Raw genomic sequence first — 13,381 nt, forward strand, 5'->3', positions numbered from 1 at the left:
AATTTTGAATTTATTTTTTCAGGAAATTTTCACCGTTATGTGTTACACACATTCCCTTAATAATATCATCTTCGAAGTTGATGTTAATATTGCCGTCTTTGATTAAAATTTTCAAAAGCGACAATGCATTCTTGCCGAACATCTTGCTTGCATCATAAGGCATGGTGGATTGTAAGTTGGAATTTCCTATTATTGTAATACCGTTGTAGTTCACCGTTTCATTATCCTTAGTCATTTCGCAGTTGCCCCCTGTAGAGGAAGCTAAGTCAACTATCACAGAACCTTTTTTCATGTTGTTCAGAGTCTCTGTTGTTATAAGCAGCGGAGCTTTTCTTCCCGGTATCTGTGCTGTTGTTACAATTACATCAGATGCCAGTGCATGTTTTTGAATAAGTTCACTTTGTTTCTTTTTGTATTCCTCTGTTTGTTCCACAGCGTAACCGCCTGCTTTTGAGGCATCGGCTGCACCTTCTACTTCTACAAATTTAGCGCCCAAGCTTTTTACTTCTTCCTTCACTGCAGGTCTTGTATCGAATGCCTCTACTACTCCGCCTAATCTTCTGGCAGTTGCAATTGCCATAAGTCCGGCAACGCCTGCGCCGATTATTAAAACTTTAGCAGGGGGAATACTTCCTGCGGCAGTTGTAAGCATCGGAAAAAATTTCGGCAAATGTGTTGAAGCAAGTAAAATAGATTTGTATCCCGCAATTGTAGCCTGTGAAGAGAGTACATCCATTGTCTGTGCGCGTGTTGTTCTGGGAATCATTTCAAAACTCAGTCCCGTAACTTTTTTCGCTGCAAGTTTATCAGTAATGTTCGGTTGTACCAATGGTTGTAAAAATGAAATCAGAGTCTGGCCTTCGCGTAATTTATCGATCTCATCATCCGACGGAGGATTGATTTGTAAAACTATGTCGGCTTTTTTTAATAAATCTTCTCTTGAATATAGCTCTGCTCCCGCCGAAGAATACATCTCGTCGCTTGCATAGGCTCTTTCACCTGCGCTTTTTTCTACAATAACTTGAAGATTTAATTTTTTGATTTGGTCAACTAATTCAGGAAGGATAGAAACTCTATTATCGAATTGCGGCTCTTTTGTAATCCCTAGAATCATATCATTTTAAAAATAGTGACATTTTTGTCGAATAAAAATGTATTTATCGGTACGGACTATTTTACAGAATAATCAGATTAAACTCTTTCTGTCTTTTGATTTATTTCTTTTAAAACTTTATGCACATTTTTTTTCTTAAGCTGCTCAAGTGAGTAAGGCATTCTTAATCTCCAGTTGTTATCTGACATCAAGCCCGGATAATTTATCCTGTTCTCTCTTAATTCTTTACTGTTAAAAATATCTTCGTCGAGATTTAAATATTCATTCATTAACTGAATTGAAAATATTGACGAACTGAAACCGACGGCTTCAAATGTTTTTTTAATTATCTCCATATTGAGCTGCTGGCTTCTTTCAGTATAACCTATCATTTTCAGAAACTTTCCTTTTTCATCAAACGAGCTTAAGTATATATCAATAAAATTCCAAGCTTCATGCCACTGCAAACGAAGGATACCAATCATTACGTAAACATCACTTATCTCTTTTTTCCAGCAGAGTTTATGCTCAGTGCATTTTTCCTTATCACAGAAAATTTCTATAATTTTTTCAATGCTGCTTTCCGGGTATTCCTTGCTTCTGCATATCTGAATAAATCCTTCTTTGTCAATCATCCCTGCTTCATTGCTGTACCAGTCGCAAAGAGTGCTGGAGTCATGCGTTGAAATCATAGCTGCGGAGTTTGCTCTGTACTTGAACGGATTTATAAAATCATAGTTGCCATTGTACTCACGCATCCATCGCATAACGTCTGTTCCGGGAATTCCGTATTCTTCTAACACTCTATAAGATACGGGAGGAACTGTACCCAAATCCTCTGCAACGGGAAGCATTTCGTTTCCGCTCGTCATAGCATTAATTATTTTCTCTGCCTGCTCAACCCACTTGCCTTCATCTTCGGGATAAAATTTTCCTTTCATTCCGCCGAATTCTTCAGGCGTATCTTTATCTATCGTCCACACTCTGAATAATCCCACGAAGTGGTCGATGCGGTACATGTCGTAAAAATTGGTAGCGTACTTTAAGCGTTCTTTAATATATTTGAATTTCTCTTTCTCAATTACTTCCCAGTTGTAAACGGGCATTCCCCATCGTTGTCCCTTTGCAAAATACATATCGGGCGGCGCGCCGGAGAGCTTATCCATCTTAAAATATTTTTTCTTCTGAAAACACCATACATCTGCGCTATCGCGTGAAACAAGAAAAGGAATATCTCCCATCAAAAAAACTTTCTTTTCAGCGGCATATTTTTTTACTTTTGTAAATTGTTCATACAGCTGCCACTGAATCCAGAAATAAAATCTTAATCTCTCTTTATATTCTACTTCAATTTTATCTAATTCTTTTTTATCGGCGCGTTTATGTTTCGGCTGCCACTCTTCAAATCCTTTTAAACGATTTACTTCTTTCAGGACTTTATACATCGCATAATGCTTCAGCCAGAAAACATTTTTCTTTCTGTAGCTTTGGAAATCATCCGAGTCCTTAAAGTCAGTCTGAAATATTTTCCAGAGCAGATTTATTTTTTCATCCTTAATATTATAATCAACTTTATAATTTCCTTTGGGGAATTTTCTTTTTAATTTTTTTATGTCCGGTTTATATTTATCAGTATCTATATTTTTTAAATCAGATAAGCGGAGATACATCGGTTCAAGAGCGAATGTGCTTATAGAATTATAAGGCGAATGGTCATAACCTGTTTCATTCATAGGAAGAAGCTGCACAATACTAAGCCCCGACTTTTTGCACCAGTCTATTAATAATTTCAGATCCGGAATTTCGCCTATACCCGTGCTTTTTCGTGAGTATAAATAAAAAAGCGGCAGAGCAGTTCCTGCTCTCCGCTTAATCCCAATCTTAGCCCATTTATCAGATGTTTTAGAAGTATGAAATGAGTTGTAAGCCAATACGTTTTTAATTTTATATATCTAAATAATACCTTTAAAATAATCGAACTTAATTTTTCCTGCCAGCGGCTTAATTTCTTTTAAATACATTACAGCTGCATCAGGATATTTTTTATCGTTCGGAATTGCATTCTTTAATATTGCAAGGAAACTCTCTTCGTAATCTACTCCCGTAATATCATTCAGGTATTCAAGTGTACGGCAGGCGTATTTTAAAATTTGTTTTGCTTCAAGCCCTGCAATATCACTGAAGAACCATCCGCAGCTTGAGAACATCAGCAGGGAATATTTTTCCATCTCGAGCATTTTGAATACAAGCTCGATGCCCTTATTATCAACGTTTACCCGCCCGTGTCTTGCAAAAAATTTTATTATGTTGTGATGACTTTTCTCGTGCATTAAATCAATGTAATCGTTTCGTGCGCTCCAGACATCTTTCAGATATTTATTTCCCTCTGCTTCAAAAACTTTTGTACATTCATCGCGAAGCCAGTTAAGAGAGTCTCTCAATGGAGTTCTCCATTTCTGATTCCATCCTGCTTCTCCTCCGGTAGAGTCGCCGCAATCCTCTTTCCATCTTTTTACACCGTGGCCGCAGCTCCAGGAAGTGCCTAAACCTTCGGGACCTTTTTTAATTTTTACTTCCCATTTCGGAGGATGAGATTTGAGGTACTCGCCGTAGTTACAGATTTTAATTCCATTCTGAGGCGCAAGTTCTGAAAGTAAATACGCTATAGTTCTGTCTGCAAATTTTTTGTGATGACCAAACGTCTCTCCGTCAGTAGCTATGCTTATAAGCTGAGGCTCGCTTCTGTTTTTATCGCGCGACTCGTTTATTTTGTCAAGCAGCTTGCCTGCATCGTTCAATAAATCTTCGAATGCAATTGTCTTTGATAGCGGACCGTCGTAGAAAAATATATCAATATGTTTTTTATGATTAAGCTGTGAGTAACATCTGTAAGGGCGTTTTGTATCAATGCTGTTATCTGATACATCGTGCCATCTTCTTTCGCCGATACTTCGCACACACTCTGCCTGACTTGCATCGAGGATAATATATTTTATTCCTTCATGTATAAGGACTTCTATTGTTTCGTAATCGCAGGCAGTTTCGGCAAGCCACATGCCTTCAGGTCTGCGATGAAAATTCAATTCAAAATCTCTTAAGCCCCATTTTATTTGTGTAAGCTTATCACGGAGATTTGCAAGCGGCATTATAATATGATTATACACCTGGGCAATTGCGTTGCCGTGACCGTGTCTGCGTTCAACACTTTTTTTATCGGCGTCAATAATTCTGTGATAAAGGTTGATGTGCTTCTCTTTGATCCAGTTGAAAAGCGTGGGACCGAAATTGAAATTTAAAAGCTCGTAATTATTTACTTCGCGGATGAGAGTTGTATAGTTTTCATAAATTCCCGCTTCTGAGTTCGGCAGATAGCACTCAGAATAAATTCTCTCGTTCCAGTTATGGAAAGGTGCTGCGCTTGGTTCATCGTCAATTTCATTAGTCCATGGATTTTCACGCGGCGGCTGATAAAAGTGCCCGTGAATACATAAATATACTTCTGACATTTTATTTCTTACTTCCTTCCTTCTAAAATTTTAATTTGGCTGTTCAGTTTCTTTGTTAATTGTTTCCGGAGCGTCAGTTTCATTACTAACTTCTTTTTGAGTTTCTGTTTGAATTTCTTCCGGGGATATAGTTTGTGTTTCTTCGTTTGTTGTTTCGTTTACTTCTTTGTTTATTTCTTCTTGCTTCTCTTCATTTGTCTCTTCACCTGTTTCTTGTTTAGTATCTTCTATCTGTTCCGTTTTGTTTTCATCTGTTTTAACTTCCTGAGTAAATTCATCTTCCAGTTCATGTATAAAAATATTTACGGCAAGAGGAGGAAGATTTACTTTAATAGTATAGGGCCATTGAAATTTGTATCTGTCTTCTGTGTGAATTCCTCCCAAGTTTCCTTCACCTGTCCCGCCGTATTCAACTGCATCGCTGTTTAGAATCTCCCTATAAAAACCTGCACGCGGTGTGCCGAATTCATAATCTTTTCTGTGTACGGGAGTCATATTAAATGTAAAGAGCAGCATTTGTTTTTTATCTGCCGAGTATCTTACAAAGCTTAAAACACTGTTATCGGAGTCCGTAAAATCCAGCCAGTGAAATCCGTCGCTTCTGAAATCAATTTCGTAAAACGCCCTGTATTGATGATAAATTCCCGATAAGTCTTTAAAATATTTCTGCAGCTTTACATTTAGGTCTTCATTCAATACATCCCATTGCATAGCAGTATCGGCATTCCATTCGTGAAACTGCCCAATATCATTCGTCATAAAATTTAATTTCTTTCCCGGATGACCGAACATAAATCCGAAGAAAGTTCTCATGTTAGAAAACATACTCTTAAGCTGTCCCGGCATTTTGCTTACCAATGCTTTTTTCAGATGAACAACTTCATCGTGTGAGATTGGCAGCAGATAGTTTTCATTGAACGAATACCAGAGAGAAAATGTAATTTTATTATGAAAATATTTTCTGTAGATGGGGTCTTTTGAAAAATATTCAAGCACGTCATGCATCCAGCCCATATTCCATTTCATGTCGAACCCGAGTCCGCCCAGGTAAGTAGGCTTTGTAACTCCCTGCCAGTCAGTGGATTCCTCTGCAATCATCAAAGTGCCTTTGTGATATTTATGCACCGTGTCGTTCAGCTTTTTTAAAAAAGCGACTGCTTCAAGATTTTCTTTTCCGCCAAGTTCATTCGGTTCCCATTCGCCTTCATTCCTGCAGTAATCTAAGTACAGCATAGAAGCAACTGCATCAACGCGTAAGCCGTCAATATGATAAACCTTCAGCCAGAAGAGAGCGTTTGCGATTAAAAAATTTGTAACCTCAGTCTTTGCATAATCAAAAACATAAGTGCCCCATCCGTTATGAAATCCTTTTTTAGGATTTGTGTAAGCGTAAATTTGTTTACCGTTAAAATTGTTTAAGCCGTGTTCATCGGAGGGGAAATGTCCGGGTACCCAGTCGAGTATCACTCCGATATTATTCTGGTGGCAATGGTCAACGAAAAGCATAAAATCTTCGGGTGAGCCGTAGCGGCTTGTTGGAGCAAAAAATCCCGTAACCTGATATCCCCATGAAGCATCAAGCGGATGCTCCATTATAGGAAGCAATTCTATATGGGTGTAACCGTAAGTTTTGCAGTGCTCAACAAGTTCGTATGCAAGCTGCTTGTAGCTTTTATATCCCCAGTCATTTTTGAAATCGGGATTATCGTAATCTTTTTTCCATGAGCCGAGATGAACTTCGTAAATATTCATGGGCTGATTTCTGTAATCATATTTTCTTCGCGTCTTCATCCATTCGTTGTCTTTCCATTTGTATCTATCTATGGCGGCAACTTTAGAAGCATTGCCCGGTCTTAGCTCTGCACTGAATGCATACGGGTCGGATTTATAAATTACTTTTGTTGGTGATTTTGTTTTGATAGCATATTTATAGAGGTCGCCTTCTTTTACTCCGGGGAGAAACAAAGTCCAGTAACCTGTATCGCGGCAGTTTTCCATAGGAAGAAGCCCCTCAGTCCAGTCATTGAATTCACCTGTAATGCTCACAGCTTTCACATCGGGAACCCATACACGAAAGATAGTACCTCTTACTCCTTTAATGCTTGTTTTATGCGCGCCGAGTTTTTCATAGCTCTTAAAATGATTTCCTTCTCCCAGCAGATAAACATCCATATCGGTTATTTCAGTGCGGTAATAGTAGGGATCTTCGAACTCAGATTTGTTTCCGTTTGATTCAATTACAATTTTATAGGGAAAGAGTTCAGTGGTATTTTCAAATTTGGCTGAGAATATTCCTGAAGAGTTTACTTTTTCCGCTTCAGTTAATTTTTTGCCTTTGCGTTTAATCCATACTTTTTCAGCAAAAGGGAGATAACAATTTATTGACAATTCTTTTTTATCTTCATCTAGCTGCGGACCGAGAACGGAATACGGCTTATCTTCTTCAAAAGAAATTATTCTCTGAAAAGGATTTGCTGCTTTTTTATTTGACTTAACTGCGCTTTGCTTTGCCATATTGTGTAATCATAAAATTGTTAATTCTTTTTTAAAGTTAAATACATTAATGTTGTATTGAATAATTACATATTCCTACTAATAGGGAAGATTTAATTGCTTAAGGAATTAGTAATAATTATTTTGTGTGTGTAATAATGCGATGTGGCGCCGCGACCACAAGCTTCCCCCTCCTTTACAAGGAGGAGGATTGAGGGAGTGGTTAAATTTATCTAAAGCTATGATGAATTTTAAAAACTCTCAGTATTGTTTTTACAATACCGGGTTGAACAAAATCCGTCAAAAATCCGTCATTTCAAAGAAATTTTTCAATCGTGTCATCATATTAAATCATAAAAATCTGTGTTATGAAATCTATCTGTGTATTCTGCGGCTCAAGTATGGGAAACAATCCTGACTTCAAAAATACGGCTGTACAAATCGGAAAATATTTTGCTGAAAATGATATTATGCTTGTTTACGGCGGGGGCAATGTAGGGCTAATGGGTGTGCTCTCGCATTCAGTCATGAATAACGGCGGGAAGGTAACGGGAGTAATTCCCAATTTCATGATGGAAAAAGAATGGGGCGACGAATCTGTAACAAAGCTGCACAGAGTCGGTTCGATGCACGAGAGAAAAAAACTGATGTCAGATATTGCTGACGGATTCATTGCAATCCCGGGAGGAATAGGAACGCTTGATGAACTTTTTGAAATTTTTACATGGAAGCAGTTGAATCTTCATTCAAAGCCGATTGGTTTACTTAATACAAACGGTTACTATAATTCAATGATTGAGTTTCTGAATAACGTTGTTGCGAATGGATTTATGAAAAAGGAAATCCTTGACTACTTAATTATAAAAGATAATATTGAAGATTTAATTGAGTCGTTATTTAACTGAGTTATTTCAGAAGTGGCTTTCACGGGAGCTACTGTTTTGCCAGCTCCCGTGAAAGATTTGGAAGGTATTACATGAGGTAATAAGTTTTTGCGTATTGGCAGATACACACTCTTTTTTTAATGAACGTTGTAGTTCTAAACTTTTATGGTTTCCCCCGGGATGAGCCCTTATTACCTATTCCTATAATAAGCGTCACCCCGGATTTTTAAGGAATTCTCTTTTCCTGCAGGCATCCCGTTTCCGGCTCCCTTGATACCATACAGAAACTCTTATAAACTTCTTAAACTTTTTGAGATATATTCCTCACCGGAAAAATTCTGTTCGGCTCGCTTGTATTCCGGTGAGCATATATTTGGCTTTAGTTAATGCTAACTCTTTTGCTCATTTTTTTAGCCGATTTATTGAGCTATATAAAATTTAATTTTACCTGACAAAACAACCCACTAAAACCATAACAAGTAATAAGCCCATTCCCGTAAATCCGATGTATTCAAATTTTGTTAATTCTGCTTTGTTGTTTTTGGAGTTTTTCATAAAGTTAAATTAAAATTAATTTTTAAAATTATTGAACTTTTGTTTATCAGATTAAGAATCAGATTAAGAAAATTGATGTAGTCATGAGAACTAAGAATGCTGTATAGAATCCTATCACTTTTAAATCCTGACTATTGAACTTTCTGTTTTCTGATTTCATTTTACTATTTGAAATAAGATTGTGAAAATAATTAAACCTGTTATCACTGCATCAAATCTGTTAAACTCTGTCTTTTTTATTTTCTGTATCATTTTGTATCCTTGCTTTCAAATCTTAACAAAGTTACAAACTAATGTTTAGCTCAGCAAAGAGGTTTTAAAGGAAAAATCGGTAAGAAAAATATTGCATTTTCTTGTAAATCCCCTAAAATAGCACTTAAATGTACAATTCTATGCAGAGTTGCTTTGTTAAAAATCGGTAAAAAATACAACAGGAAATTTTGGTTTTAAAATCGAGCATATTTTTAATGAATTTTTTCAAAACATGATATAAAATGCTTGTTTATGGTGTTTTTTTACAGAAAATCCTTGGAAGCAAAACAGCAATAATCGGTAATAAAAGGGTTGTATTATACATTTACAAAAAGTATCTTAGTCGAATAAAAATCTGCTGTTCAAACAAAAATTTACTCCCTTGCTTCAGGAATTCAAATTTATAAGGATTTTAAAGACTCTATCTACAAAAGAACTGAAAGGATTTCGTGATTTTATTGAATGTGCTTACTTTAATAAGAATGAGAAGCTTGTAAAATTCTATGATTATATATTGAAATTTAAACCTGACTTTGAAAGCAGAAATTTTACAAAAGAAAAACTTTTCAAATATACTTTTGGAAAAGAGGAATTTGATTATGCAAAGCTTAAACATTATTTCAACTATGCTTTCGAACTTCTTGAAGATTACATTGTTTACAACCAGACAATCAAAAATGAAAAAGAGAGAGACTTTACTCTTCTGACTTTTTACAGAGAGAGAAAGCTTAACAATTACTTCATTAACCTCACAACAAAAATTTCAAACGAACACAGCAACATAAAATATAAGGAGCCGGAAGATTTTAAATACGAGAACAGATTATCCAACGAACTTGAAATATTCTATTATCAGAATGAATTTAAAGAAGATAAAATTTTCAGCGCTCAATACAAAGATCTTTTCAGTATGCGTGATAATTTTTTCCTGGAATTCTTTTACAGACTGAGTACATTACTGGAGCAGAGACGCGGCTTCAGATATGAACTTGAGAAAAATTTCCCGTATCTTCAGGGATTGCTTGATTACATTGAAAATAATTCAGCAGAGGTTGACAGGTCTCTGCTTCTGGTTTATAAAGTTTTTATGCTCGATTATAAACGCGAAGAAAAAACATATTATGATCTGAAAGAAATTGCTGTCAATGAATATAAAGATATTCCTGATGTAATAAGGCGTCACATGTTTGAATCACTTGTTGATGTCGGATACAAAATTGTAATTAGCGGTAACAGTGAGTTTTATAAGGAGCTTTTTGATTATTACAAATTTTTTGTGGATAAGTATGATGAGGTCTTCGGCGATTCCTATCTTGACCACTCCAGGTATTTTTATATTACAACTCCCGCGCTTCATCTTAAAAAGTTTGAGTGGGCTAAAAATTTCATAGATAAGTTTAAAGAAAAACTGCCTCCTGTTCAGGAAGATTATCAGTATTTATATACTCTCGCAAATTATTATTTCAGTACTAAGGAATTTACTCATGCGCTGGAAGTCCTTGCAAAAATTAAGGATAATAAAAATCAGCATGCTCTCATTGCGAATAAACTTAAGATGCAAATACTGTACGAGCTGAAAGATTTTGAAACATTAATATATCTGATAGATTCTTACCGCCACTTCCTTAAAAATTATTGCAAGATTTTTATCGAGACAAACCCGAAAATTAATCTCAATTTTGTAAAATACTTAAAGAGACTTGTAGATATTCAGTCAGGAAAAAAAATAAAACCGGATGAACTGAAATTTGAAATCGAACATGAAAAAGTAATTACAAGCAGAAACTGGCTTATTGAAAAAGCAAAAGAGCTAATCTGATTTAAACGGTAAATATTAATTTGAAGAATTTAAAAAACATAACACTTCTGGTCATTCTTCTTTTAGTACCTGCAATTTATTTTATGAAGAAACCGGATAAATTTAATCCGATGCAAAACAACATAGAAAACAAATTAAATTATCTCGCGCTCGGCGATTCATACACAATAGGTGAATCTGTTCCGGATTCAGGGCGATTCCCTGTGCAGCTTGTAAATGCATTACAAAAAAACGGAGTTCTGTTTAACACTCCTGAAATTATTGCCACTACCGGCTGGACAACGGACGAACTTGCCGCTGCAATCAAGAAAAAAGAATCGCAATTATTAACGAAATATAATTTAGTCTCTCTTCTTATAGGAGTAAACAATCAATACAGGGGAAGAGATGCGGAAGAATACAGAGCACAGTTCAAAGATTTACTGAAGACGGCAATTGTGTTTGCCGGCGGAGATAAATCAAGAGTCTTTGTTGTTTCGATTCCTGACTGGGGAGTTACTCCTTTTGCCGAAGGAAGAGACAGAAAAAAAATCGGTGAGGAAATTGATTTGTATAATAAGATAAACAAAGAAGAGACACAAAAAGAAGGAATTGCTTACGTTGACATCACTCCGGAATCACGGAATGCTGCGACTGATAAAACCTTAGTTGCTTCAGACGGATTACATCCATCTGAAAAAATGTATAAGGAATGGGTTGATATGATTCTTCCACACGTTAAAAAAATGTTTTAATAAATTTACTTATGGATTTAGAACAACTGCGTCAATATTGTTTGTCAAAAAAAGCATGCGAGGAAACAACTCCTTTTGGTCCTGAAAATCTTGTGTATAAAGTAATGGGAAAGGTTTTTGCTATTACATCATTTGCAATTCCCTGCACTGTTAATTTAAAATGTGACCCTGAGTATGCTGCAGAACTGCGTGAGCAATATGAAGATATAGAACCTGGTTATCATATGAATAAGAAACACTGGAACACAGTAAGAGTGGATGGCAAACTGAACAAAAAAATGGTTGAGAAGTTAATTGATCACTCTTATGATTTGATATTAAAAAGTCTTCCGAAAAAACTGCAAGAGGAGTACGAGAAGTTATAGCATGTGAATTAACCACAGATAGCACAGATTATATTCACAAATTACACAGATAGTTTTAAAGGATATTTATACTTTATTAAGTCCTCTGTGAGCTCTGTGTGAAATCTCTGTGTAATCTGTGGTTAAAAAATCAGTCCAACAGTTTTCTGTCTTCATCTCTCGGGAAGTTAATCCACAGATAAAGCAGTCCGACGCCAACCCCAACAGAAGCCATCACAAGATTTGCATTTACAAAAAGATTAGTAGTAACGGAGAGCAGCGCTCCCATATCGCAAAGGACAAATGCAGCGATGTGAGCATTAAAGTAAGCAGCAACGAAATTATCCTTATTAACTTTCTTCAGCATATTTTTTCTTACATACAAAGAGCCTGTACATAATATAATTCCTGCGATTGTGATAGGTGTATTTAAAAAAGATTTTTCCGAATGCACATTGCTTGATGAAACAATCATACCGATAATATAAACTAAGGCAAGTCCCGTAATAATAACATAACCGAGCAGCTTTATTCTTCTGCTTACAATTATAAAATCAATTTGTTTAACCATTTCTGATTTTTCTGCCATAGTTCTTCTTTTTACTAAATTGTTTATCTATAAAATTAGCATTATTTTTATTAACATTTAATTCCATATTATAATACTTTTTGCGAGAGAATTCATTAAATACATCCGAAATTACCGATACAGATAAAGACTTCATTACTATCGTACGTCCACAGAATTTTTCAGAATTTTTAGGACAGGTTAAAGTAAAAGAAAATTTAAAAGTATTCATCGAGAGCTCAAAAATTCTCGGCGAATCGCTTGACCATGTTTTATTTACCGGTCCTCCCGGACTTGGTAAAACAACGCTTGCAAATATAATTGCAAACGAACTTAACGCAACCATTGTATGCACTTCAGGTCCCGTAATTGAAAAGCCCGGCGATCTTGCAGGGATGCTTACAAAACTAAGAGCAGGTGAGATATTATTCATAGATGAAATTCACAGAATACCAAAAGTAGTTGAAGAGTTTTTATATTCGGCAATGGAGGATTTTAAGCTTGATATAATGATTGATTCCGGTCCCGCTGCGCGAAGCATTCCGATCAAATTAGAAAAGTTTACATTAATAGGAGCAACAACCCGTCAGGGACTGCTTTCATCTCCGATGCTGGATAGGTTTGGTATCAACTGCCATCTCGATTATTATTCTTCAAACGAGTTAGTGAATATTGTTAAACGTTCTGCACGCTTAATGGGAATAGAAATATCGGACGACGGCGCAGAGGAAATTGCGCAGCGCTCACGGGCAACTCCGCGAATTGCAAACAGATTATTAAGAAGAACACGCGACTTTGCAATAGTAAAAGAAGACGGCAAAATCTCGAAATCAATTGCAGACTATGCGTTGACTTCGCTCGATATTGATAAATACGGTCTTGATAAAATGGATAAAAAAATCCTTGAGACAATCATTGTAAAATTCAACGGCGGTCCGGTGGGACTTTCTACTATAGCGGCATCTGTCGGTGAAGACCCCGGAACAATAGAAGATGTATATGAACCGTTCCTTATGATTGAAGGATTTATTAAGAGAACTCCGAAGGGAAGAGAGGCTACGCCGCTTGCATTTAAACATCTTGGGTTGAAATCAAATTCAAAAAAAGAATTGCCTTTATTTGATAATTAGTCT

The 13,381-nt window shown here is 36.0% G+C and carries 10 protein-coding genes; 5 read left to right on the top strand and 5 right to left on the bottom strand.

Annotation, left to right across the window (positions count from 1 at the left end; genetic code table 11):
• Nucleotides 1-10 precede the first annotated feature (10 nt).
• The 4 genes from JST55_08910 to glgB form a co-directional block, all read right to left on the bottom strand.
• The gene (locus JST55_08910; GenBank protein MBS1493618.1) at nucleotides 11-1,114 is read right to left on the bottom strand and encodes a Re/Si-specific NAD(P)(+) transhydrogenase subunit alpha; all 1,104 of its coding nucleotides are present in this window, start codon (nucleotides 1,112-1,114) and stop codon (nucleotides 11-13) included.
• Nucleotides 1,115-1,191: 77 nt separating this feature from the next.
• Nucleotides 1,192-3,024, bottom strand: a complete 1,833-nt coding sequence (gene malQ / locus JST55_08915) for a 4-alpha-glucanotransferase (protein ID MBS1493619.1) — start codon at nucleotides 3,022-3,024, stop codon at nucleotides 1,192-1,194.
• Between the two features lie 21 nt (nucleotides 3,025-3,045).
• Nucleotides 3,046-4,599 carry a DUF3536 domain-containing protein gene (locus tag JST55_08920; protein MBS1493620.1) on the bottom strand — a complete coding sequence of 518 codons (1,554 nt, stop codon included), beginning with the start codon at nucleotides 4,597-4,599 and terminating at the stop codon, nucleotides 3,046-3,048.
• A 30-nt stretch (nucleotides 4,600-4,629) separates the two neighbouring features.
• On the bottom strand, nucleotides 4,630-7,113 hold the full coding sequence (glgB, locus tag JST55_08925) for a 1,4-alpha-glucan branching protein GlgB (GenBank protein ID MBS1493621.1): 2,484 nt from the start codon (nucleotides 7,111-7,113) through the stop codon (nucleotides 4,630-4,632).
• Between the two features lie 347 nt (nucleotides 7,114-7,460).
• Here glgB and JST55_08930 point away from each other — a divergent pair, with 347 nt between their 5' ends.
• The 4 genes from JST55_08930 (at nucleotide 7,461) to JST55_08945 (ending at nucleotide 11,701) form a co-directional block, all read left to right on the top strand.
• Complete coding sequence (locus tag JST55_08930; protein MBS1493622.1) at nucleotides 7,461-7,997, top strand: TIGR00730 family Rossman fold protein; 537 nt, start codon at nucleotides 7,461-7,463, stop codon at nucleotides 7,995-7,997.
• Between the two features lie 1,168 nt (nucleotides 7,998-9,165).
• The gene (locus JST55_08935) at nucleotides 9,166-10,602 is read left to right on the top strand and encodes a hypothetical protein (protein ID MBS1493623.1); all 1,437 of its coding nucleotides are present in this window, start codon (nucleotides 9,166-9,168) and stop codon (nucleotides 10,600-10,602) included.
• A gap of 83 nt (nucleotides 10,603-10,685) precedes the next feature.
• Nucleotides 10,686-11,336, top strand: coding sequence for an SGNH/GDSL hydrolase family protein (locus JST55_08940; protein ID MBS1493624.1), 651 nt, complete (start codon nucleotides 10,686-10,688; stop codon nucleotides 11,334-11,336).
• Nucleotides 11,337-11,347: 11 nt separating this feature from the next.
• On the top strand, nucleotides 11,348-11,701 hold the full coding sequence (locus tag JST55_08945) for an MmcQ/YjbR family DNA-binding protein (GenBank protein MBS1493625.1): 354 nt from the start codon (nucleotides 11,348-11,350) through the stop codon (nucleotides 11,699-11,701).
• Between the two features lie 130 nt (nucleotides 11,702-11,831).
• Here JST55_08945 and JST55_08950 read toward each other — a convergent pair whose 3' ends face one another.
• Nucleotides 11,832-12,269 carry a hypothetical protein gene (locus JST55_08950; GenBank protein ID MBS1493626.1) on the bottom strand — a complete coding sequence of 146 codons (438 nt, stop codon included), beginning with the start codon at nucleotides 12,267-12,269 and terminating at the stop codon, nucleotides 11,832-11,834.
• Nucleotides 12,270-12,349: 80 nt separating this feature from the next.
• Here JST55_08950 and ruvB point away from each other — a divergent pair, with 80 nt between their 5' ends.
• The gene (gene ruvB / locus JST55_08955; GenBank protein ID MBS1493627.1) at nucleotides 12,350-13,378 is read left to right on the top strand and encodes a Holliday junction branch migration DNA helicase RuvB; all 1,029 of its coding nucleotides are present in this window, start codon (nucleotides 12,350-12,352) and stop codon (nucleotides 13,376-13,378) included.
• The last annotated feature ends 3 nt before the right edge of the window (nucleotides 13,379-13,381 follow it).

This window comes from Bacteroidota bacterium (assembly GCA_018266835.1).
In the GTDB taxonomy this organism is placed as follows: Bacteria; Bacteroidota; Ignavibacteria; order Tepidaquicellales; family Tepidaquicellaceae; genus JAFDZO01.